Below are 23,241 nucleotides of genomic sequence, written 5' to 3' on the forward strand. Positions count from 1 at the left end.
GGCGACGACCTGGAATCAGAAGTCGGCGTCGAAGCTGACCGTGCCGGTCACGCCTACCTGATATGCCGACACCCGCCGCTCGAAGAAGTTCGACAGCTCCTGGACGTCCTGCAACTCCATGAAGGCGAAGGGGTTCTTCGCCCCGTACAGCGGTGCGATGTCCAACTGGGCCAACCGGCGATCGGCGACGTGCTCCAGGTAGGCCCGCATGTCGACGATCGGCATGCCGGGCACTCCGCCGCCGAGCAGGTCCTCGGCGAACTGGACCTCGCATTCCACCGCCTCGGCGAGCATCTCGCGGACCTGGTCGGCCATTTCCTCGTCGAACAGCCCCGGCTCCTCCTGGCGGACCGTTTCCACCACGTCGAACGCGAAGGCCATGTGTACGGACTCGTCGCGGAACACCCAGTTGGTCCCCGAGGCGAGACCGTTGAGCAGGCCACGCGAGCGCAGGAAGTACACGTAGGCGAACGCCCCGTAGAAGAACAGACCTTCGATGCACGCGGCGAAGCAGATCAGGTTGAGCAGGAAGGCCCGCCGATCCTCCCGGGTGCGCAGCTCGCGCAGTTCGAAGATCGAGTCGATCCAGCGGAAACAGAAATCGGCCTTGCGCCGGATGGACGGGATGCTCTCGACCGCCGCGAACGCCGCGAACCGCTCGTCCTCGTCGGGTACGTACGTGTCCAGCAGGTTCAGGTAGAACTGGACGTGGACCGCCTCCTCGAACAGCTGCCGGGACAGGTAGAGGCGGGCCTCGGGGGCGTTGATGTGCTGGTAGAGGTTGAGCACCAGATTGTTGGCCACGATCGTGTCGCCGGTGGCGAAGAAGGCGACCAGGCGGCTGACCAGGTGCCGTTCGGCGGGGGAGAGCCGGTCCAGGTCCTTGAGGTCGGAGTGCAGGTCCACCTCCTCCACCGTCCAGGTGTTCTTGATCGCGTCCCGGAACCGGTCGAAGAAGTGCGGGTAGCGCATCGGCCGCAGGGTGAGGCTCATTCCCGGGTCGAGCAGCATCAGCGTCTGCGGGGCAGTGGTCATGACTCTCGCCTTTCGAGTAGTGCTTGGGGGGTCGGGGAGACGCGCGGCTTTCCCGCGGGCGTGCTCATTGACATGCGTCGCACGACTCCGGGTTCTCCAGCGAGCAGGCGAGCGCCTCCTCGGCCGTCACCGTGGTCTTCCCGGAGGCCGTCTGCGTCTTCTGCGCGGTGAGGGACACCGTGGCCTGCTGGATCCGGGTAGCAGGACGGGACCGCAGGTAGTAGGTGGTCTTCAGGCCGCTCTTCCAGGCGTACAGGTACATCGAGGAGAGCTTGTCGATGGTCGGCGCGCTCATGAACAGGTTGAGCGACTGGCTCTGGTCGATGTACGGCGCCCGCGCGGCGGCCATGTCGATGAGTGCTCGCTGCGGCAGCTCCCAGGCTGTGCGGAACAGTTCGCGCAGCTCCGCAGGGAGTTCCCCGATGCCCTGGACCGAGCCCTCGGCCCGCTTGATGGCGGACCTGATGTCCTCGTTCCACAGGCCGCGCGCCTTCAACTCCGCTACCAGCGCGCTGTTGATCTGGAGGAACTCACCGCTGAGGGTCTCGCGCTTGAAGAGGTTGGACACCTGCGGCTCGACGCACTCATAGCAGCCGGCGATGGACGCGATGGTCGCGGTGGGCGCGATCGCGATGAGCAGCGAGTTGCGCAGCCCGTGCTCGGCGATCCGCTCGCGTAGCGCCGTCCAGCGCTCGTTCTGAGTGCCGGTGACCTTCCACAGGTCAGGCTGCAGGAGTCCGCGGGCGGCCCGGGTCTGCCGGTAGGCCGGATGCGGGCCGGACCTCGCGGCCAGGTCGGCCGAGGTCTCCAACGCCGTCAGGTAGATCTCCTCGGTGATGAGGGTGGACAGCTCCTTCGCCCGGGGGGAGTCGAACGGCATCCGAAGCGCGAAGAAGACGTCCTGCAGGCCCATGACGCCGAGGCCGACCGGACGCCATCGGGGATTGGCGGCCGCGGCCTGCGGGCTCGGGTAGTAGTTGACGTCGATGACGCGGTCCAGGAAGGTGACCGCGGTGCGCACGGTGGCGCGCAGCCGCTCCCAGTCCATCTCGCTTCCGGTCAGGTGCGCGGCGAGGTTGACCGAGCCGAGGTTGCATACGGCGGTCTCGGCATCACTGGACACCTCGAGGATCTCGGTGCACAGGTTGGACAGATGCACCACGTTGCCGGGCTCAGCGGTCTGGTTGCACAGCCGGTTGGACGCGTCTTTGAAGGCCATCCAGCCGTTGCCGGTCTGGGCCAGCGTGCGCATCATCCTGGCGTACAGGTCCCTGGCCCTGACCTGACGGACGTATCGGCCGGCGTCCTCGGCGGCGCGGTAGACGGCGTCGAAGTCCTCTCCCCACAGGTCGGGCAGCTCCGGGACCTCGTTCGGGTCGAACAGCGACCACATCGCGTCGGCTTCGACCCGGCGCATGAACTCGTCCGGGATCCAGTTGGCGAGGTTGAGGTTGTGGGTGCGGCGGGCGTCCTCGCCGGTGTTGTCGCGCAGTTCGAGGAACTCCTCGATGTCGGGGTGCCAGGTCTCCAGGTAGACGCAGGCCGCACCCTTGCGGCGGCCGCCCTGGTTGACGGCGGCCACCGACGCGTCGAGGGTGCGCAGCCACGGCACGATGCCGTTGGAGTGCCCATTGGTGCCCCGGATGAGCGCCCCCCGTGAACGCACCCGTGACCAGGAGATGCCGATCCCCCCGGCGAACTTCGACAGCTGCGCCACCTGGGCGTACCGCTCATAGATCGAGCCCAGCTCGTCGCGGGGGGAGTCGACCAGATAGCAGGAGGACAGCTGGGTGTGCCGGGTCCCCGAGTTGAACAGCGTCGGAGAGCTGGGAAGGTAGGCCAGCGACGACATCAGCCGGTAGAACCCGATCGCCTCGGCCGGCGTGGTCGCCAGGCCGCACGCGACGCGCAGCAGCCAGTACTGCGGGGTCTCCAGCACCAACCGGGTGGAGGGATGCCGCAGCAGGTAACGGTCGTACACCGTGCGCAGGCCGAAATATTCGAACCGCAGGTCGCCCCCGGAGTCGATCGCGTCATCGAGCTTGCGGGCATTCGCGGTCACGAATTCGACCGTGACGTCGCCGATCAGCCCCTGCGCGTGCCCGAGCCGGATCGCCTGGCTGAACGAGGCCACTCCCTGGCCGCGGACCTCCTTGTCGATGTACCCGGCCAGCAGCCTGGCGGCCAGGCGCGAGTACTGCGGCTCCTCGCCGATCATCTCCGCCGCGGTCTGGATCGACAGCCGATCCAGCTCGGCGGTCGTGGCCCCGTCGTACAGGCCGCTGATCGTCTTGGTCGCCACACGGAGCGGATCCACGTCAGACAGATCGTCGGCCCAACGCTCCACAGCCCGGACGATCTTGTTGACGTCGACCGGCTCGCTCGTCCCGTTGCGCTTGCGTACGTGCATCTGCACTCGTCGCGGCATCGACACCTGCCGCTCGGCATCCGCCGACGACATCCCGCCCGGCGACACCCCGGTGACCGTCACAGCTCTCTCCTCGCGAACTCGATCCACAGGACCGAGACAGCGCGGGGGAGGCATGCCGGCGAGCTCGCGAAAACGGCTGCGCCAGAGCCATCGGCCGTCCCGCGCGGCCTCCGACCAGCCGCACACCCACTCATCGGTGCGCGGCGCGCTGGCAGGTCTTCGGACTCGTGGGCGCTGCGGCCAGGTCGCCGCGTGTGCCTACTGGTTGTCGCTTCCCAGATCGCTCGTAGGCCGGATCCAGTGCGTGTGACAACGGTCGTTCCCACTCACCGCTGCGGGGCAGTCCCGGACTCGCACCGGGTTCCCTCTTTCCTCGGCCGTCCTGGATGGACGGACGAACCAGCTGCACCAACCACCATATATAGGGGGCTGGGAAAAGTCACACCCAACATGTCGGGCCACAGTGGTCACATGTCCTTTGCGTGCCCGGCAAGAACGGCCTTTCGGCAGAGAGCCGGGGTGTAGGGAGAGAACATGGGCGCAGCCCGCGATCAAGAGCACCGAGAAGACTCTCTCGAACTCGTCGGCGCCCGCTGCCGCCGGTGAGCGCGACGGCCGACTCACGGTCGAAAAATCAAGAAGCCGCTCGGATCCGGGCGCTGAACTGATGCTTCACGGTGGGGCTACCTGGACTCGAACCAGGGACCTCTTCCTTATCAGGGAAGCGCTCTAACCGTCTGAGCTATAGCCCCGCTGGACGCCGTCGCGTCATCGTAGCGTACCCGGGGGTCGCGGATGTCGCCAGATGCGCGGAGGGGCCGCGGGTGGGTAGGACCGGGCGCGCCTGGGAATACGTGGGAGGAACATACGGAGATGCCGCGATTGTTGTGCGGGTAGGCGCCCTTCACGGGCGCCGTGTGTCTTCGTGGACGTCCAGGACGACGAGGAGGAACCGGGCCGATGTGTCACCGGTCGCCTCCGAGCTGCCCGGACCAGCCCATGTGCTCCATCACCGCTCCTGAATAGAGGGAGGCCCGCAATGGCCACGCGCACGGCGAGAACCGCCACCAGCGAAGACATCTGGTCCGAGGATGAGCTTGCCGAGGTCCGCGAGCGGCTGCTGCATGAGGTCGACGAGCTGAACGCCGACATCGCGAGGGCTGAGGCGCAACTGGCGTCGGGGGATGTCAGCCAGGGCGCTGGGGACGACCCCGCTGACGCTGGGGCGAAGACATATGAGCGCGAGCGTGAGATCGCCCTTACCCTGAATGCGCGAGAGTTGCTCGCGCAGAACGAACGGGCGATAGCCCGTGTCGACGCAGGGACCTACGGAGAGTGCGAATCGTGCCACAAGCCGATCGGCAAGGAGCGCCTTCTGGCGTTCCCGAGGGCGACGCTGTGCGTAGCGTGCAAGCAGCGGGAGGAGCGCCGCTGAGTGAGGAATCGCAGAACCGCCCTCCTCGGGCGCGCAGGGTAGCCGTCCTCGCCACCCTGGCGGCGGTGATCTACGCGCTCGATCTGGTGAGCAAGTTCCTGGTGGTGGAGTTCCTCGAAGACAAGGAGCCCGTCACCGTCATCCCCGGTGTGCTGGTGCTGAACGTGATCCGCAATCCCGGCGCGGCGTTCAGCATCGGCACCGGAATGACCGTCGTCTTCAGCCTGATAGCCGCGGGCGTGGTCTTCGCGATCATCCGTACGGCACGGCGGCTGCGCAGCCTGCCCTGGGCGGTCACGCTCGGTCTGTTGCTCGGCGGGGCCGTGGGCAACCTGACGGACAGGATCTTCCGGGCGCCGGCTCCGCTCCAGGGCCACGTGGTCGACTTCGTCCAGGTGTTCCCCGTGACCCGGTTCCCGGTGTTCAACGTGGCGGACTCGGCGATCGTGTGCGGCGGCGTCCTGGCCGTGTTCCTGGCCTGGCGCGGCTACCAGATCGACGGCACCCGGCACAACGAGCAGGAGGTGGAGGAGACCGATGGGTGACCGGCGTAGCCTGCCCGTACCCGACGGCCTGGAGGGCGAGCGCCTCGACGCCGCCCTGGCCCGCCTTTTCGGTTTCTCCCGGACCCGGGCCGCCGAACTGATCACCTCGGGTGAGGTGCTGCTCGACGGATCCGTCCCGGCGAAGTCCGACCGGGTCCACGCGGGAGCCTGGCTCGATGTGACGATCCCGCCGCCACCCGCCGCCCCGATGCCGGTGGCGGAGCCGGCGCCGGGCATGACGATCATCTATGAGGACGACGACATCGTCGTGGTGAGCAAGCCGATCGGCGTGGCCGCGCATCCGACCGTCGGCTGGACCGGCCCCACCGTGCTCGGCGGTCTGCTGGCCACCGGACACCGGGTGGCCACGAGCGGGGCGGCCGAGCGGCAGGGCATCGTCCACCGGCTCGACGCGAACACCACGGGCGCGATGGTCGTGGCCAAGAGCGAGCACGCCTACTCCCGGCTCAAGCGGGCGTTCAAGGAGCGTACGGTCGACAAGCGCTACCACGCGCTCGTACAGGGCCACATGGATCCGCTGCGGGGCACCATCGACGCGCCGATCGACCGGCATCCGTCCGGGGACGGCCGGTTCGCCGTCGTGGCCGGAGGCAAGGAGTCGGTCACCCACTACGACACCGTCGAGGCGTTCCGGGCGGCCTCTCTGCTCGACATCAAGCTGGAGACCGGCCGGACCCACCAGATCCGGGTCCACCTGTCCGCGCTCCGGCATCCCTGCGTCGGCGACTTCCTGTACGGCGCCGACCCCACCCTGGCCGCCAGGCTGGGGGTGGCCAGGCAGTGGCTGCACGCGGCGTCCCTCGCCTTCGAGCATCCGGCGACGGGGGAGTGGATGTCGTTCACCAGCGATTATCCGGCCGATCTGGCCCACGCACTGGAGATCGTCAACGCCGAGAGCTGATCCTCCTGTCCCCGCCCGGCTCTCCCTTCGGTTGGGTTTCAGGCCCGGCGATGGGCTTCGCCGCTGACTTGTCGGCCGGGGGCCGGGCCGTTCTGGTGGCGTAGACCGTCACGGTGGGCGTGCCGACCGAGGATTCGGGCACTTCGGCGGCGTCGGTTCTCGCGGTCACGAAGGCCAGTGCGCCCACGGCCAGGCCGACGAGCGTGACCAGGGCGGATGCACCGATGACGGTGTTCCACGGCGAGCGCCGCGCCCGGGGTGAGGCCTGCGGCACGGGGGAGCCGTACCTGTAAGTGAGCGTGTCCGGGATGAGCGGGCCGGGAGTGGGCGCGGTGGCCTCGGTGAGGGTGCCGGAGCGCGGGGCGTGGCGAGGACCCGGCCGCTGAGCCGGCCGCTGAGCCGGCACGATGGGGCCGGTCGACCGTCCCGTGGCCACGTTGTGCAGGTGCCGGGCGGCCTCCTGCGCCGTCATCCGGCACGCCGGGTCCTTGACGAGCAGGCCGTTGATCACCGGCGCCAGCGGTCCCGCGTGGCGCATCGGGCCGGGGTCCTCATGCAACACGGCGGCCAGCGTCGCGAGCGCGCGCCCGCGCTGGAACGGCGACCGCCCCTCGGCGGCCACGAACATCGTCACGCCGAGCGACCACAGATCCGACGCCCACTCCGTCCGCGTGCCCGCCGCACGCTCCGGGGCGATGAACGCGGGTGTGCCCACCAGCATGCCCGCATGCGTCAGGGGCGAGTCGCCATCTATGGCGGCTATCCCGAAATCGGTCAGTACGGCACGGCCCTCATCGGTGATGAGCACGTTGTCGGGCTTCACGTCACGGTGCAGGACACCGGCGGCATGCGCGGCGCGCAGTGCGGCCAGCACCTGCGCGCCGATCTCGGCCACCCGCCGGGGCGGCAGCGCGCCCTCCTCCCGGATGATCGACCCCAGGGTGCGCGACCGCACCAGCTGCAGCACGATCCAGGGATGGCCGTTCTCCTCGAACGCGTCGTACACCGCGGCGACGCCCGGATGGCTCAGCCGTCCGGCGGCCCTCGCCTCCCGGAGGGTCCGTACCATGAAGATTTCCCGGTCCGGCCCGGTCATCTCGGCCGCCTCCCGGAGTTCCTTGACGGCGACCTCTCGTTCCAGGACCTGGTCGACGGCTCGCCACACGACTCCCATGCCGCCGTGCCCGAGCGGCTCGATCAGGCGGTAGCGCCCCGCCACGACTCGTTCTGAGATCGTCTGCGCATCAGCCATGGATCACGCGCTACTCACGGCATCCGGGGGCTAACTCCCAGCGACGTCCCGGCTATCGTGGGCGGAATGTGTCGGCGAACACCCGGAAGTAGGACAGTCCCGTGGTCCAGCGGGCGTCCGCGACCTGCCAGTAGACGGCGAAGCAGCGGCCGTCGGCCAGCCGGAACCCTCGGTCCAGCACCCGGACCTTGCCAGATCTGTGGGTGGCGGTGAACTCCCAGTCCGCCGCCGGGACTCCGCGATAGCGCAACGGTTCCAGCCTGATCCGCTCGTAGCCGGGCAGCAGGCCTTTCCCGGTCGAAGCCGCCTCGACCAGGGCCAATTGGGCGAGCGGATCCTTCTCCTCCCACTGGGTGACGTCGATCAGCAGGTAGTCCGGGTTCCCCGGGCGACGGAACCACACCCGGGCCGCCTCACGGTCGTACGCCTTCCAGCCGCGCGGGAGCGCCACCGAGAAGCCCAGCGGATCGTGGTGCATCGCCCAGCCCCTGGGCAACGACCTGCTGGGGGCCGGTGAGGGGACTGGTGAAGGCGGGGGAGTGGTCGCCTCGGTCGCCTCGGTCGGTGCGGGAGCCGTGGGGGGAGCCGTGGGGGGAGCCGAGGACGGGGGCGACGCGTCCGCTGAGGCGGAGGGCCCGGCGATCAGTGTGTGGTACCCGTACCAGCCGCCCGTTCCGAGTCCGGCGACCAGCAGGGGAAGCAGGGCGAGCACGATCACCCGGCTCCGGCCGGCAGGCCGGACGGTACGGCTGTCGGCCGGGCTCGGCACGGTGCTCCCCGAGCCGCCCGGGGAGCGCACCGGAGGCGCCGTCGGGTGAAAGGCCGAAGGGACCGCCGGGTGGGAGCGGACACCCGTCTGGCCGCCTGTCCCACCGCCCGCTGAAACGGCGCCGAGCATTTCGGCGGTCTCCACCGCGTCGATCCGCCGGGCGGGGTCCTTGTGGAGCAGGCCCATGATGACGGGGGTGAGCGGGCCCGCGCGGCGTGGGGGTTCCGGCTCGTCGTTGATGACGGCGGCCATCGTCGCGATGGGCGTGTTGCGCTCGAAGGGCGGCCGGCCCTCGACCGCCGCGTACAGCGTCGCCCCCAGCGACCACAGGTCCGACTCCGGCGTGGCGGGCAGGCCGTTCAGCCGTTCGGGCGGCAGGAACGCGGGGGTGCCGCTGATGGAGCCCGTCATGGTGAGCGCGGTCTCCCCGGGCAGGGTGGCGATGCCGAAATCCGTCAGCACGACCCGGTTGCCCGCGCTGAGCAGCACGTTCTCCGGCTTGACATCACGATGCAGCACTCCGGCGGCGTGGGCCGTGCACAGCGCGTCCAGCACCTGCAGGCCGATGGCCGCCACCCGCTCGGGCACCAGCGGCCCGTGCTCGCGCAGCACCTCTCCCAGGGATCGGGCGTTGACGAGCTGCATGACGATCCAGGGCCGCCCGTCCTCCTCGATGACGTCGTGGACCACGACGACGTTCGGGTGGTCGATGCGGCCGGCGGCGCGTGCCTCACGGATGGTCCGCAGGTTGAACTCCCTGCGATCCTCCTCGCTCATGGGGTGACAGAGGACCTCTTTGACGGCCACCGGACGGTCCAGCAGCTCGTCGTGAGCACGCCAGACGACCCCCATGCCGCCGCGGCCGATGGGTTCGAGCAGGTGATATCTGCCTGCCACACGGTGCCCGTCCCGCACGCGGCCCCCCTTCTGGAACTCCTGCATCGTCCCACAATTCGGGCCTCTGCAATGCGGGGCCGTACGAGCACGGCACAGAACAGACTGTCGAGGTCTGTTTATTGCATTTTGCCCCTTTTATTCGGAGTCGGCGACCATCCGACGGACAAGGCGCTGTTTCACTTTGCGGGCTTGAAGGTGGCGGCGATGGTCTCGAAGAGCTTCCTCTTCTCTTTCCAGTCCTTGTCCCGGGTCTTGTAGAGCAGCGCGTAGCCGTTGTTCTTGTCGGTGACGAAGCCGCGGTCGATCACACGAGACCGGTACCGGCTGTCGCCGAAGGTGAACTCCCAGTCGGCCGCGGTCTTCCAGTACCCCTTGACCTCTCTGATCTCGATGAGCTTGTAGCCGGGGAAGTTCCGGCTCATGCCCGGCACGTCGCGCCGCCAGACCTTCAGAGCGTCCGACTCGGGACTGGAGGTGTGGTGAACCTCCAGGTAGGTGTGTTCGTTCCCGCGGAGGCGGACCTCGCCGTTGCCCGTGCCGTCGACGTGCCACCCCTTCGGTAGTGCGAGGGAGAACCCGCTTGGGTGCTTGTACTTGTGCCAGCCCTCGGGAACGTCGGCGGGCTCCGACGCCGCGGGGGTCGGGTTCGCCGTGTCGTCGGGTGTGGGCTCGGGCGAGGGAGACGCCTGGTCGTCCTCTTCCGCGGAGGGGGAGGCCACCGGTGGGGCGGCCTCGGAGGCGGCGGTCCCGGCCTTCGGCGACTTCTTGCTCTTGGGCGATGCCTCTGCCGGGGATGTAGCCGTGGCCTCTGCCGCCGGGCCGGGCATCTGGGCGGACGAGCGCTCGCCGTCACGCAGCCCCAGGTAGCCCGCCACTCCCGCGATCATCACGAGCACCGGCACCAGCACGAGCGCCACCTTGGCGAGGGGCATCGGCCGCCGCTCGACCGGGCGGGTGCTCGCCGCCCACCCCGCGCTCGGCTGGGCGGGCACCGCCGCTCTGGCCGGGTCCGGTACGGCAGGCGTCGGCTCTTTCGCGCTGCCGGCATCGACTGGTACGGCCTTCGCCGCCGGTGGCGGCGCCTGCGCCCCGGTCTCCGGCATGGGCATGGCCGTACGGCGCGCCTTCCTGGAGCCGGGGGAGGAGTCAGGGGAGGAATTCTTCGCCTCGGGGCCGTCATCGCCTTCGGCGGTTGCGGCTGAGGATTCAGCCACACCGTTGGAGGTCGATGCGACGTCCCGATCGGACGAGGCATCGACGACCGGCCCGGTGGCGGGCTCCGCGGTGCCCTCGATCTTCTCGGGCTTCTCAGACTTTTCGGGCCTCTTGGGCTTTCCGGGCTTGTCGTCCTTGGTCAACCTGCCGGCGTGCGGTGATGCCACCGCGCCGGAGCGCTTGCTGCCCGAAGCCTTGTCGTCGGCCGCCTCGTCCGGGCGGGCCTTGTCGGTGCCCGCCGTACCGGCCTTGGCCTGATCAGGTTGCGCCTCACTCATGGGGAGGCCGTCGGCGCCGAGAGCGGGGAGGGGCGAGGTGATCTCACCCGGGCCTGCCGCGTCCCCCTCGTTCACCGCACCCGTGCCCGGGAGCGGCTTGCGATCCCCCGGGCTCGACTTCTCCTGGCTCGGCTTTCCCTTGCCCGAGGGGGCCTTCCTGGTGGCGGCGCTGCGATCGTCCTCGGCGGGCCGTTCCGCCTCCGAGGCGTACGGCCTGGCCCCGGCGCGAGAGGCGTCCCCATCTGTCGGGCCCGCTTCGGGTGTCGGGGACTTCGTCGCGGTTTCAGCGGGAGCGGCGGGGCGGGCGGCCTGCCGCAGCAGCCGGGTGACCTCGTCGTATCCCGGCCGGTCCTCTGGTTCCTTGGCGAGCAGCCGGGTCAGCACCGGGCCCAGCCGTCCGGCGTGCTTGGGCGGCACCGGCTCCTCGTTGAGCACGGCGTGCATGGTCGCCATGGCCATGCCCTTGTCGTGGGGCGGCCTGCCCTCCACCGCCGCGTACAGCGTGGCCCCCAGGGACCACAGGTCGGACTCGCGCTGGGCGGCCGACCCGCGAAGCCGTTCCGGTGGGATGAAGGCCGGGGTGCCGACGAGGCCGGTGCGGGTCATCGTGGAGTCCGCCTCGATGCGGGCGATGCCGAAGTCCGTCAGCACCACCCGGCCGTCCTCGGCCAGCAGCACGTTCTCCGGCTTGACGTCGCGGTGCAGCACGCCCTGCCGGTGGGCGGCCCGCAGGGCGTCGAGGACCTGCAGGCCGATCTCCGCCGTACGCTCCGGGGTGAGCGGACCGTCCTGCCTGATCACCTGTCCGAGCGACCGGGACGGCACGAGCTGCATGACGATCCAGGGCCGGTCGTCCTCCTCGATCACGTCGTGGACGACGACCACGTTGGGATGGGTGAGCCGACCGGCGGCGCGGGCCTCCCGCATGGTCCGGCGGTTGAGATCGCTCAGCTCGTCGCCCATGGCGCTGTCGAAGCGGACCTCCTTGACCGCGACCTCGCGATCCAGCAGCTCGTCGTGGGCCCGCCACACGACACCCATGCCACCCCGGCCGATCTGCTCCACCAGGTGGTACCGGCCCCCCACGAGCCGGCCTTGCGCTTGCGCCATCTAATCCCCTCCCGGACGGAAGAATCGTCCCACGGATGGCAAAGGGATCAACTCGGGCGAATCGCTACCGATCCACCTATTCCGGCATATGAGACAGATCGTTTCGGGTCCGCCGACGTGGTGCTAAGGTCGAAGACATGGCTCAGTGCTTCACGTTTACGCAGCCGGCTCCGGGAGGGCCGGTCGCGCGATCGTGAGTTAGCGACCATCCGGAGCCGGCTGAAGGCAGAGACGCCCGTCTCTGCCTTTTTGGTTTGACTCAGCCGGCTCGTGGGCCGGCCTGACAGTGGAGGCCATATGTCGAACGCAGTCCAACTCGACCGCCGAGCCGTACGGGGCCGAGCCGTACGAGTGGGAGATCTGACCATCGGCGAAGGCATGCCCGTCGCCGTGATCGGCGGGCAGGACGCCCGATGGCTGAGTCTGCGCGGCCATCATGGCGGGATCCCGGCTGACGAGGTGATCCGCCGGGCTCGGGCGGGCTGGGATGGGCCGCTCCTGGTCGAGCCGTTCTCGGCGGCGGATCTGGACGCGATCGCGCGGCATGCCGACGGAGTGGTGGTCGGCGCGGCGTGGATGCAGGACTTCGCCCTGGTCCGGGCGGTGGCGCGGCTCGGCCTGCCGGTGATCGTGCAGCGCGGCCGGGCCGCCACGTTGGAGGAGTGGCTGGCCATCGTGGACTACTGCGTCGCCGAGGGCAACGACCTGGTGGTGCTCTGCGAGAGCGGCAGCCGTACGCCTCTGGAGGGGGTGCCGCTCGACCTCACGCTGATGCGGGCGGCACGGGAGCGATCGGGCCGTCCCGTGATCGCTTCGATCGGCGGCGGGGACTGCGGCGGGGACGGCGGCGCGGATGCCGGTGTGCTCGCCGCCGCGGCGGTGGCGGCCGGGGCCGACGGCCTGCTGCTCGATCCCGGGGCCCCTTCCGCCGTGGTGACCGCGGCGCACGAGGCCGCGACGGTGCTGGCCCCCCTCATCCGGCCCGAGGCGCCCGCCACGCTGGCCGAGGCGAGGGCGGCGATCGACCGGGTCGACGCCGCGCTCGCGACGCTCCTCGAACGCCGGGTGGCACTGGCCGGGACCATTCAACGTCTCAAGCCCGTCGGCGGCTTCCAGGGGCGGGACATGGAGCGTGAGCGCCGGCTGGTCGCCGCGATGGCTCGCCGCGCGCCCCGGCTGGGCGAGGAGCGGCTCGCACCGGTGATGAACGCCGTGATCGAGGCCGGACTGCGGCTCGCCGAAGCGGAACGCGGGGATGCGCGACTCCGGTCCCACGGGTCCCCGGATCACGCGTAGGCTCTGACGCGCGGGGCGCGCGGCATGCGTCGGGCGGCCCGGAGGGCGGCGCGGCGAGTTGGGGGTCCCATGGGTGATTCGTTTGTTCATCTGCACGTTCACACCGAGTACTCGATGCTGGACGGGGCGGCCCGGCTCAAGCAGATGTTCAAAGTCGTGGGCGAGCTGGGCATGCCCGCGATCGCGATCACCGACCACGGCAACATGCACGGGGCGTACGACTTCTACAAGCAGGCGACCGCCGCCGGGGTGAAGCCGATCCTCGGCATCGAGGCGTACGTGGCGCCCGAGTCGCGGCTGCACAAGAAGCCGGTCCGGTGGGGCGAGCCGCACCAGAAGGGCGACGACGTCTCGGGCAGCGGTCACTACACCCACATGACGATCTGGGCCCGGAACAAAGCGGGCATGCACAACCTGATGAAGCTCTCCTCCCGGGCCTACACCGAGGGCTTCGTACGCAAATGGGCCCGGATGGACGCCGAGATCCTCGCGGAGCACTCCGAGGGTCTGATGGCGACCACCGGCTGTCCTTCCGGCGAGGTGCAGACGCGCCTGCGGCTGGGGCAGTACGACGAGGCGCTCAAGGCGGCCGCGAAGTTCCAGGAGATCTTCGGGAAGGACGACTACTACCTGGAGGTCATGGATCACGGGCTCGACATCGAGCGCCGGGTCCGGGACGGGCTCATCCGGATCAGCCGGGAGCTGGACATCCCGCCGCTGGTCACCAACGACTCGCACTACACCTATGAGTCCGACGCCTCCGGCCACGACGCGCTGCTGTGCATCCAGACCGGCAAGCAGCTCAGCGACACCGACAGGTTCCGGTTCGACGGCACCGGCTACTACCTCAAGTCGGCCGACGAGATGCGGACCGTCGACTCCTCCGAGCTGTGGCAGGAGGGCTGCCGCAACACGCTGCTGGTCGCCGAGAAGGTCGATCCCTCCGGGTTCTTCGAGTTCAAGAACCTGATGCCGACCTTCCCGATCCCGGACGGCATGACCGAGGAGGAGTACTTCCGGCAGCAGATCTGGGCGGGGATGGAGCGCCGTTTCCCCGGCGGGGTGGACTCCGAGCACCGCGCCTGGGTCGAGAACGAGATCGGCGTCATCCTGCAGATGGGCTTCCCGAGCTACTTCCTCGTGGTCGCCGACTTCATCATGTGGGCCAAGAACAACGGCATCCGGGTGGGGCCGGGCCGTGGTTCGGCCGCCGGGTCGCTGGTCGCGTACGCGCTCGGCATCACCGACCTCGACCCGATCCCGCACGGGCTGATCTTCGAGCGCTTCCTCAACCCCGAGCGCGTGTCCATGCCCGACATCGACATCGACTTCGACGAGCGCAGGCGGGCCGACGTGATCCGCTACGTCACGGAGAAGTGGGGCGCGGACAAGGTGGCGATGATCGCTACCTTCGGCACCATCAAGGCGAAAGCCGCCATCAAGGACGCCGCCCGTGTCCTGGGATACCCGTACGCGCTGGGCGACCGCGTGTCCAAGGCGTTCCCCCCGGCCGTGATGGGCAAGGACATCCCGCTTTCTGGCATCTTCGACTCCGAGCACCCGCGCTACAACGAGGCGGGTGAGCTGCGCAAGCTGTACGACGAGGACGTCGACGTCAAGGCGGCGATCGAGCTCGGCAAGGGCCTGGAGGGGCTGATCCGGCAGACCGGCGTGCACGCCGCCGGCGTGATCATGTCGGCCGAGCCGCTGACCGACTACATCCCGATCATGCGCCGCGACTCCGACGGCGCGATCATCACGCAGTTCGACTACCCGACCTGCGAGACGCTCGGCCTGCTCAAGATGGACTTCCTGGGCCTGCGCAACCTCACGATCATCGACGACTGCCTGAAGATGATCGAGGCGAACACCGGGAACATGATCGATCTGCTGGAGCTCCCGCTCGAGAACGCCAAGGCGTACGAGCTGCTGGCCAGGGGCGACACGCTCGGCATCTTCCAGCTCGACGGCGGTGGCATGCGCACCCTGCTGCGACTGATGAAGCCCGACAACTTCGAGGACATCTCCGCCGCCCTCGCGCTCTACCGGCCCGGCCCGATGGGCGCCAACTCCCACACGAACTACGCGCTGCGCAAGAACGGCCAGCAGGAGATCACCCCGATCCATCCGGAGTTGGCGGAACCGCTCAAGGACATCCTCGACACGACCTACGGCCTGATCGTCTATCAGGAGCAGGTCATGGCCATCGCGCAGAAGGTGGCCAACTACACGCTCGGCGGCGCCGACCTGCTCCGTCGCGCGATGGGCAAGAAGAAGAAGTCCGAGCTGGACAAGCAGTTCGAGTTCTTCGAGAAGGGCATGAAGGAGAACGGCTTCTCCGATGCCGCGATCAAGGCGCTGTGGGACATCCTGCTGCCCTTCTCCGACTACGCCTTCAACAAGGCCCACACGGCCGGGTACGGCCTGGTTTCGTACTGGACCGCCTACCTCAAGGCCAACTACCCCGCCGAGTACATGGCCGCCCTGCTGACGTCCGTCAAGGACGACAAGGACAAGAGCGCCCTCTATCTGAACGAATGCCGCCGCATGGGCATCAAGGTGCTCCCGCCGGACGTCAACGACTCCGACTTCGACTTCACCCCGCGCGGCACCGACGTCCGCTTCGGCCTGTCGGCCGTACGGAACGTCGGCGGCAACGTGGTCGACGGGGTCATCGCCGCGCGCCGGGACAAGAGCAGGTTCGCCGACTTCAAGGACTTCCTGCGCAAGGTCCCGGCCGTCGCCTGCAACAAGCGGGTCATCGAGTCGCTGATCAAGGCGGGGGCGTTCGACTCGCTCGGGCACGTGCGCAAGGGCCTGATCATGGTCCACGAGCAGGCCGTCGACGCGATCATCGATATCAAGAAGAACGAGGCCATCGGCCAGGACTCGCTGTTCGGCGCGGCCGACGGCGGCGAGGACCAGACCTTCGACGTGCAGATCCCGCCGGGGGAGTGGGACAAGACCACGTTGCTGCAGTTCGAGCGCGAGATGCTCGGCCTGTACGTCTCGGATCACCCGCTGCTCGGCGTGGAGCACATCCTCGCCTCGGGCGCCGACTGCTCGATCGCCGCCCTCCAGGACGAGAGCCGTCCGGACGGTCAGATCATCACGGTCGGCGGCATCCTGTCGGGCCTGCAGCGCAAGGTCACCAAGAAGGGGGACACCTGGGTTCTCACCGAACTGGAGGACCTGGAGGGCTCCATCGAGGTGATGATCTTCCCGTCGGCGTACCAGTTGTGCGCCACGATCCTGGCCGAGGACGCGATCGTCTTCGTCAAGGGCAGGCTCGACAAGCGGGAGGACGTCGCGAAGATCATCGCGATGGAGGTGACCGCCCCGGACCTCACGACCGAGTCGGGTGGGCCGCTGGTGGTCAGCCTGCCGGTCGCCCGGTGCACCCCGCCGGTGGTCGGCCGCCTCAAGGAGGTGCTGACCACCCATCCGGGCACCACCGAGGTCCATCTCCAACTCCACAACGGGCCGCGCACGACGGTCATGCGCCTTGACGACCGGCTCAGGGTGACGCCCTCACCCGCGCTCATGGGAGACCTCAAGCAGCTCCTCGGCCCCGCCTGTCTGGGTGCCTGACGTCTGGGCGCCTGGCCGCTGGGCGCCTGGCCGCTGGGCGCTCGGCACCCCGGTGCTTGACCCGGCTCCTGTTCTGCTTGGGCTGTTTCCTGGCCTCGGCGGGCCTGACCTCGGCCGGCTTGGTGCGGGTCGGCTTGGTGCGGGGCTTGGTCTTGACGGACTTGGTGCCGGTCGGTCGAGTATGGGCGGGCTGGGTGGCTGTCCGGCGGCCGCGCGCCACCCGGTCGGCCTGTCGTCGGGGCCGCGGTGAGGACCGGCCTGAGCCGGGGGAGGTCCGGCTCGTCCCGGAAGCCCTCTGAGCCCCGACCCCCGTGCTGTTCCGCGTCCCATGTGTCCGGGTCTCATGTGTCCGGGTCTCATGTGTCCGGGTCTCATGCGTCCGGGTCCCGCGGGTTCGGGTCACCTTGGCGGCCTGTGCTCCGTGAGCCTGGGCGTTCGTCCGGGCGACAGGGTTCGCCTCGCCGGTCTGCACGGTGCCGGTCTGCACGGTGCCGGTCTGGGTCTCCCTCGTCTGGGTCTCTCCGGTCTGGGTGGCGTTGGTCTGCTGCTCGTCGTGCCGTCTCTCGCGGCGCTCGGCCTCCCGCTTGCGCTTCTTCTTCTCCTTCTCGACGAACTCCTTCAACCCAGGCGTGAAACCGCCGCCGAACCGATCCATGTCGGGCGGGACGAAGTCGTACGCCGGGGTGCCCCGCAGGGCCTGCCGCATCGAGTCCCCCCAGATCGGACCGGGCAGGGACGCCCCCTGAACGGCGCCGTAGTAGCGCCCGCCGATGGTCACGCCGGTGAGCGGGTGGCGGTAGGAGCCCCGGATGTCGCCGATGCTGACCGCGGCGGCGAGCGTTGGGGTGTAACCGGCGAACCAGGCGGAGGTGTACCCGTTGTTCGTGCCCGTCTTGCCCGCCTGCGGACGTCCGATGGACTGCCCGCGCATCGTCCCCCTGGTGAAGACCCCGCTCAGCACGTGGTTGACGGCGTCGGCGACCTCGGGCTCGAGCGCGGTCACACAGTCCGGCGGCACCTGCTTGCGACTGCCGTCCTTCTCCACGACGGCGGTGATCGCCATGGGCCGGCAGTAGCGTCCCCGCGCCGCGAACGCCGCGAAAGCGGCGGCCACCGTCGTCGGGTCCATCTCGTTGGCGCCGAGGGTGAACGTGGGCACCTCGTGCAGCGGTCGGCCGTCGGCCCGCGCGATTCCGAGCGCCTGTGCGGTCCTGACCACGTTGCACAGGCCGACATGGCGCTCCAACTCCATGAAGAAGATGTTCACCGAGTTCCAGGTGCCCATCTCCAGGCTGAGCGGCCCGCCCCGGCCCTCACCGCCCGCGTTGTGGATCGTCGTCCTGGGGTCGTTGACGGCCTTGCCCGAGCAGTCCCGGTAGCCGCCGGCCGGGACGAAAGCCCCGGGGATCTGGAACCCGTCGCCGAACCGCATGCCCTGCGACAGCGCGGTGGCCAGCGTGAACGCCTTGAACGTCGATCCCGCCTGCAGGCCGAGTCCGCCGCCGTGCGCCTGATCGGCGGCCAGGTTGTAGGTGGTGCGCGCCCCGAGGCTCCGGTTCTTCGGGTTGCGCCCGTACCGCTTGCTGACCGCCATCGCCCGGATGAACCCGGTGCCCGGCTCGATCATGCTCTCGGCGGCCACCTGGGTGTCCCGGGGGTGTACCCGGGCCGAGATGGCCCGCTCGGCCGCCCGCTGCGCCACCGGGTCGACCGTGGTCCACAGCGTGAGCCCGCCCCGCTGGAGGCGCCGCTCACGCTCGGCCCGCGTGCTCCCGAACGCGGGATTGGTCAGCACCTCCTGCTGCACGTACACGCAGAAGAACGGGTATGCGCTCGCTCCGCAGCCGCCGGGCTCCGCCCGCATGCGCAGCCCCAGCGGCATGCCCTGTGCCGTTCGTGCCGCGACCCGGCCTATCATCCGCAACTCGGCCATCCGGCCGAGCACCAGGTTACGCCGGTCGAGCAGCCGGGCCCGCTGCTCGGCGCCGATCGACGGATCGGTGTCGTACGGCGCCCGCACCGCCCCGGCGAGCGCGGCCGCCTGGGGGAGCGTCAGGTCGGCGGCGTCGACGCCGAAGAACCGCTGGGCGGCGGCCTGCACCCCGAACGCGCCGGCGCCGAAATAGGCGATGTTGAGGTATCGCTCCAGGATCTCGTCCTTGGTGTACTTCTGCTCCAGCGCCAGCGCGTAGCGCAACTCGGTGATCTTGCGGTGGATGTTCCGTACCCGGGCCAGGGCGCGCTCGTGGGGGGTCTCCGCCTGGGTGACCATGATGTTCTTCACGAGCTGCTGGGTGATCGACGAGCCGCCCTGTCGGATGCCGCCCGCCCTGGTGTTGGCGATGAGCGCCCGCAGCGTGCCCTTGACGTCGAGCCCGCCGTGCTCGTAGAACCGGGAGTCCTCGATGGCCACGATCGCCTGCCGCATGGCCGGGGCGACCCGGTCGAGCGGCACGGACTGCCGGTTCTGGTAGTAGAACTGCGCGATCTGCCTGCCGTTCCGGTCCAGCAGCCGGGTCATCTCGGGCAGACGGTCCTCGCTGGGCGGCGGCGGCAGGCGCGTGAACATGGACGTGGCGTTCCTGGCGGCCAGGCCGGCCCCGCTCACCAGCGGCATGGCCAGACCGGCGACCAGGATTCCCCCGGCCGCGCCTGCCAAGCCCAACGCGGCGACAGCGCCGAGTAGACGAGAGGTCACGGAAATATCAGTGCGACCCCGGGATCAGGTCCAAACGCGATCCGGCGAAAGCTTTACATCGGCCTGCTGATCTTCAACCCGAGTGAGGTGAACTGCTCGAAAGGCCGGTGGTATCCCCGTTCGATGTGGTTCACCCCGCGCAACGTGGAGGTCCCCTCCGCCACCGCCGCGGCCAGCACCGCCGAGAAGCCTGCCCGGATGTCCGGCAGCGTGACGTCGGCCCCGCGCAGCTTCGACACCCCGTGCACCACAGCCGAGTGCTTGGCGTTGGTGTCGTGGTAACGGCAGGCCGGGCCGCCCAGGCACTGTGCGAACACCTCGATCTCGCAGCCCAGCTTCTGCAGGGCCGGCACGTACACGAGCCGGTTCTCGAAGACCGTCTCATGCAGCACCGACATGCCCTCGGCCCGGGTGAACAGCACCATCAGCGGCGTCTGCCAGTCCGTCATGAACCCGGGATGGGTGTCGGTCTGCACGGCGGCCGCCCGCAGCCCGTCGGCGGCCGAGGCGCACAGCCACTCGTCGGTGATCTCGAACCGCGCGCCCATCCTGGCGAGTGTGGTGATGGCGGTGACCAGGCGGTCCTGCGGGCAGCCGTGCACCCGCACCTCGCCCCCGGTGACGAGCCCCGCCACCAGGTAGGAGAACGCCTCGATGCGGTCGCCGGCCAACCAGGTGGAGGCCCCGTGCAGCCGCTCCACGCCCTCGATGACGATGCGCCGGTCCGGGCTGAGCTCGATCATCGCGCCCATCCGCTGCAGGAACAGCGCGAGCTCCACCACCTCCGGCTCCATCGCGGCGCCCTTGATGACTGTTTTTCCCTCGGCGAGCACGGCCGACATCAGGATCGTCTCGGTGGCGCCGACGCTGGGATAGGGCAGCGTGATGCGGCTGCCGCGCAGCCGGGTCGCCTTGGCGGTGATCCCGTTGTCGCCGACCTCGATCTCCGCGCCCAGCGACCGCAGCGCCTCGACGTGGTAGTTGACCGGCCGCCGCCCGATCGGGTCGCCGCCCACGAGGGGGACGAACGCCTCACCGGCCAGGTGCAGCAGCGGGCCGAGCATCAGGATCGGGATGCGGTTGAGGCCCGTGTACTCCTCCGGGACGCGGGGCCTGATGTCGGTGCCCCGCTCGACGGTGATCTCGCCCGGGGTGATCTCCACATGGATGCCGAGGGCCTCCAGCATCGCCGCCGTCAGCCCCACCTCGCCGACCTCGGGGGCGTTGTGCAGGGTGCTCGGGCCGGTGCCCAGCATGGCCGCGACCATGTGCTTGGACACCGCGTTCTTCGATCCGCGGACCTCGACGTCCCCCCGTAGCGGGCCCGACGGGTCGATCTGCCACACCTCTTCCCTGCTGTGCCTGTTGACTCGCTCGCTCTGCTCGCTCACGTTGTCTCCTCGAGTGCGCAGGTGAACCAAGAGTAACCGGCTGGATCGGATCAACAGGTAGCAGGTGGGACCTAGGTACTATCTGGACGGTGCGGTATCTGAGGGGCAATTCGCAGGTGGCGGCGCTTACCGTCCTCGTCCTGGCACCGCTCGGCGTGGTGGCCGGATTCATATGGTCGGCGGTGGCGCCGGCCTCGCGGTTCGTCGTGACCGACGCGGGCCCGATGCTCGCCGATCCCGTGGCGCAGACCCTGATAGAGGCCGACGGCTGGTTCGCCGTCATCACCGGCGGGTTCGGCCTGCTCTGCGGCATCGCGGGGTACGCTCTGGCCCGTCGGCGGCCCGTCCAGGCACTGGTGGGCCTCGCGGGCGGCGGCCTGCTCGCCGGTCACCTCGCGCTCCTGGTCGGCGGAACGGCGAAGGGAACGATCCGGGCGGCCGCCCCCGGCGGCTTCACCACGACCACCTCACTCGGCGTGACCGCGAACGGCGTGCTGTTCGCCTGGCCGATCCTGGCCACCGCCGCCTTCTGGATCATCGAGTTCGTGGTCTTCTCGCAGGAGCGCCGCGAGGTGCGCGGGAGCTGATCCGGCTCAGGAGCGGGCGGGATGCCTGCGCCAGTGTTCGGTCGCCCGCTCGAAGGCGTACCCGAGCCGCAGCACCTCCGCGTCCGCCCACGGCCTGCCGACGACCTGCACGCCGACCGGCAGGCCGCCCGAGGTGAACCCGCACGGCACCGACAGCGCGGGCGCGTGCAGCACGCTGATCCAGTAGCAGGAGCGCATCCACGCCAGATAGTCGGGCATCGGCTGCCCGGCGACCTCCGTGACGTACGGATCGTCCACCGGGAACGGCGGCACCTGGCTGACCGGCGCCACCAGAAAGTCGTAGTCGTCGAAGAACGCGCGCATCCGGTGGAACAGCCCGGTGCGCAGCCGCTCGGCCCGGGCGAGGTCGGCCCCGGTGACCTCCCGCCCCCGCTCGATGTTCCACGCCACGTTGGGGCCGACGCCGGGGATGCCGTCGAAGTTGAGCGCGTAATACCACGCCCGGTAGATCCGGAAGGCGTCCTCGGCGTCCGACAGGTCGAGATCCACCTGCTCGACCTTGGCCCCCAGGCCCGCCAGCACCGCCGCGGCCTCCGCCGTCGCCCTCGCCGTCTCCGGATCGACCGGCAGCCCGCCGAGGTCCGGGCTGAACGCGATCCGGACCCCTGTGACGTCGCTCTCCAGTGGGGGCGCGAATGCCGAGCCGTCCTCCCTGATCGAGTACGGCGAGGCCGGGTCGAAACCGGCGATGGCCGACATGAACAGCGCGAGGTCGCCCACCGTCCGGGCCATCGGCCCCGAGACCGGCAGCGTCAACCACGCGGCCGTGGCCGATCTGGACGGCACCCGTCCCGGCGTCGGCCGCAGCCCGGCCACGTTGCAGAACGACGCGGGGTTGCGCAGCGAGCCGCCCATGTCCGAGCCGTCGGCCAGCGGCACCATCCGGGTCGCGAGGGCCGCCGCGGCGCCGCCGCTGCTGCCGCCGGCGCTTCTGGACAGGTCATAGGGGTTGCGCGTCGCGCCGAACACCTCGTTCACCGTGTGCGAGCCGGTGCCGAACTCCGGGGTGTTGGTCTTGCCGATCATGATGCCGCCGGCCTCGCGGATCCGCCGTACGAGCGGGTCGTCCTCGGTGGGGACGTGGTCGGCGAACGCGCGCGAGCCGTACGTCGTGCGGACCCCGGCCGTGTCGGCGAGGTCCTTGTGGGCGACGGGCAGCCCGTGCAGCGGGCCGCGCCAGTGGCCGCGCGCCAGGTCGGCGTCGGCCTGCCGGGCCCGGTCGAGCGCCCGGTCGGCCACCAGCGTCACGATGGCGTTGACCTCGCCGTTCACCTCGTCGATCCGCCGCAGGCACGCCTCGGCCAGCTCCACCGCGCTCACCTTCCGGGTGCGCAGCAGCTCGGACATCTCGATCGCGGTGAGGTCGTGCAACTCGGTCATCGACAATCCCCCCAAGAGCATGCGTCCGGCCGGCTCGTACGGCTGTCACCTCCGAGTCTCCCCGACCCGCTCCGCCTCCCGCGATGTCAACACTCGCCGATCAACCTCGGTCAGTTTTGCCGATCACCCTACGCATGCAAGCTGCATGCTAGTATGCAGGCATGGGAACAATTCAGATTCGCGATGTCCCCGATGTGACTGAGCGGACACTCAAGGCGCGGGCCGAGCGAGAGGGTAAGTCGCTGACGGCCTACGTGCGCGACCTGCTGAACGAGGAGGCGGCCACTCCTGCGCTGGACGAGGTGATGGCCAAGATCGCTACTGATGAGCCGGTGCCGTACGACCCCGACTTCGTGCGCGAGACGATGCGTGAGGGCCGCCGGTGACC

General features: G+C 69.6%; 15 protein-coding genes, 1 tRNA gene and 1 riboswitch. Of the genes, 7 read left to right on the forward strand and 9 right to left on the reverse strand.

The genetic code is table 11. The annotated features are described in order from the left end of the window. Nucleotides 1-15 precede the first annotated feature (15 nt). The 3 genes from Mth01_RS02465 to Mth01_RS02475 all read right to left on the reverse strand — a co-directional run bounded on the left by Mth01_RS02465 (nucleotide 16) and on the right by Mth01_RS02475 (nucleotide 4,218). Complete coding sequence (locus Mth01_RS02465; RefSeq protein ID WP_239089275.1) at nucleotides 16-1,035, reverse strand: ribonucleotide-diphosphate reductase subunit beta; 1,020 nt, start codon at nucleotides 1,033-1,035, stop codon at nucleotides 16-18. Between the two features lie 64 nt (nucleotides 1,036-1,099). Then, nucleotides 1,100-3,526 (reverse strand): ribonucleoside-diphosphate reductase subunit alpha, encoded by a 2,427-nt coding sequence (locus Mth01_RS02470; protein ID WP_239089276.1) that lies wholly within the window; start codon nucleotides 3,524-3,526, stop codon nucleotides 1,100-1,102. A 133-nt stretch (nucleotides 3,527-3,659) separates the two neighbouring features. Further along, a riboswitch (cobalamin riboswitch) is annotated at nucleotides 3,660-3,886 on the reverse strand. Nucleotides 3,887-4,144: 258 nt separating this feature from the next. Next, nucleotides 4,145-4,218 (reverse strand) — tRNA-Ile (locus tag Mth01_RS02475). A 287-nt stretch (nucleotides 4,219-4,505) separates the two neighbouring features. On the opposite strand from Mth01_RS02475, the gene Mth01_RS02480 reads away from it, so the two are divergent. Genes Mth01_RS02480 through Mth01_RS02490 form a run of 3 tightly spaced genes read left to right on the forward strand, consistent with a single transcriptional unit; the run spans nucleotide 4,506 to nucleotide 6,368 of the window. After that, nucleotides 4,506-4,901: a TraR/DksA family transcriptional regulator gene (locus Mth01_RS02480; protein ID WP_204010476.1), complete on the forward strand. Its 396-nt coding sequence runs from the start codon at nucleotides 4,506-4,508 to the stop codon at nucleotides 4,899-4,901. Beyond that, the gene (lspA, locus tag Mth01_RS02485; RefSeq protein WP_308440765.1) at nucleotides 4,874-5,446 is read left to right on the forward strand and encodes a signal peptidase II; all 573 of its coding nucleotides are present in this window, start codon (nucleotides 4,874-4,876) and stop codon (nucleotides 5,444-5,446) included. Before Mth01_RS02480 ends, lspA begins: the two co-directional genes overlap by 28 nt. After that, entirely contained in the window at nucleotides 5,439-6,368 is a 930-nt protein-coding gene (locus Mth01_RS02490) for an RluA family pseudouridine synthase (RefSeq protein ID WP_204010478.1), read from the forward strand. Before lspA ends, Mth01_RS02490 begins: the two co-directional genes overlap by 8 nt. Here the strand turns inward: Mth01_RS02490 and Mth01_RS02495 are convergent. The 3 genes from Mth01_RS02495 to Mth01_RS02505 all read right to left on the reverse strand — a co-directional run bounded on the left by Mth01_RS02495 (nucleotide 6,352) and on the right by Mth01_RS02505 (nucleotide 11,889). Continuing rightward, entirely contained in the window at nucleotides 6,352-7,620 is a 1,269-nt protein-coding gene (locus Mth01_RS02495) for a serine/threonine protein kinase (RefSeq protein ID WP_204010480.1), read from the reverse strand. The genes Mth01_RS02490 and Mth01_RS02495 overlap by 17 nt on opposite strands. Before the next feature lie 52 nt (nucleotides 7,621-7,672). After that, nucleotides 7,673-9,331, reverse strand: coding sequence for a serine/threonine-protein kinase (locus tag Mth01_RS02500; protein WP_204010482.1), 1,659 nt, complete (start codon nucleotides 9,329-9,331; stop codon nucleotides 7,673-7,675). Between the two features lie 131 nt (nucleotides 9,332-9,462). Beyond that, the gene (locus Mth01_RS02505; RefSeq protein WP_204010484.1) at nucleotides 9,463-11,889 is read right to left on the reverse strand and encodes a serine/threonine-protein kinase; all 2,427 of its coding nucleotides are present in this window, start codon (nucleotides 11,887-11,889) and stop codon (nucleotides 9,463-9,465) included. Between the two features lie 297 nt (nucleotides 11,890-12,186). On the opposite strand from Mth01_RS02505, the gene Mth01_RS30325 reads away from it, so the two are divergent. Together Mth01_RS30325 and dnaE are read left to right on the forward strand one after the other, a co-directional pair. Then, nucleotides 12,187-13,185 (forward strand): chorismate mutase, encoded by a 999-nt coding sequence (locus tag Mth01_RS30325; protein WP_407695911.1) that lies wholly within the window; start codon nucleotides 12,187-12,189, stop codon nucleotides 13,183-13,185. 69 nt (nucleotides 13,186-13,254) lie between these two features. Further along, nucleotides 13,255-16,776 (forward strand): DNA polymerase III subunit alpha, encoded by a 3,522-nt coding sequence (gene dnaE, locus Mth01_RS02515; RefSeq protein ID WP_204010486.1) that lies wholly within the window; start codon nucleotides 13,255-13,257, stop codon nucleotides 16,774-16,776. Here the strand turns inward: dnaE and Mth01_RS02520 are convergent. Next, a complete protein-coding gene (locus Mth01_RS02520) occupies nucleotides 16,739-19,474 on the reverse strand; it encodes a transglycosylase domain-containing protein (protein WP_239089277.1) in 2,736 nt (911 codons plus the stop codon). The two genes, dnaE and Mth01_RS02520, sit on opposite strands and share 38 nt — an antisense overlap. 53 nt (nucleotides 19,475-19,527) lie before the next feature. Continuing rightward, a complete protein-coding gene (murA, locus tag Mth01_RS02525) occupies nucleotides 19,528-20,865 on the reverse strand; it encodes a UDP-N-acetylglucosamine 1-carboxyvinyltransferase (RefSeq protein ID WP_204010488.1) in 1,338 nt (445 codons plus the stop codon). An 89-nt stretch (nucleotides 20,866-20,954) separates the two neighbouring features. Here murA and Mth01_RS02530 point away from each other — a divergent pair, with 89 nt between their 5' ends. Next, nucleotides 20,955-21,452, forward strand: coding sequence for a hypothetical protein (locus Mth01_RS02530; RefSeq protein ID WP_204010491.1), 498 nt, complete (start codon nucleotides 20,955-20,957; stop codon nucleotides 21,450-21,452). A 6-nt stretch (nucleotides 21,453-21,458) separates the two neighbouring features. Here Mth01_RS02530 and Mth01_RS02535 read toward each other — a convergent pair whose 3' ends face one another. Continuing rightward, on the reverse strand, nucleotides 21,459-22,853 hold the full coding sequence (locus tag Mth01_RS02535) for an amidase (RefSeq protein ID WP_204010493.1): 1,395 nt from the start codon (nucleotides 22,851-22,853) through the stop codon (nucleotides 21,459-21,461). Nucleotides 22,854-23,014: 161 nt separating this feature from the next. Here Mth01_RS02535 and Mth01_RS02540 point away from each other — a divergent pair, with 161 nt between their 5' ends. Next, on the forward strand, nucleotides 23,015-23,239 hold the full coding sequence (locus Mth01_RS02540; protein ID WP_239089278.1) for a FitA-like ribbon-helix-helix domain-containing protein: 225 nt from the start codon (nucleotides 23,015-23,017) through the stop codon (nucleotides 23,237-23,239). Nucleotides 23,240-23,241 lie beyond the last annotated feature (2 nt).

The organism is Sphaerimonospora thailandensis, from assembly GCF_016863115.1.
GTDB lineage: Bacteria > Actinomycetota > Actinomycetes > Streptosporangiales > Streptosporangiaceae > Sphaerimonospora > Sphaerimonospora cavernae.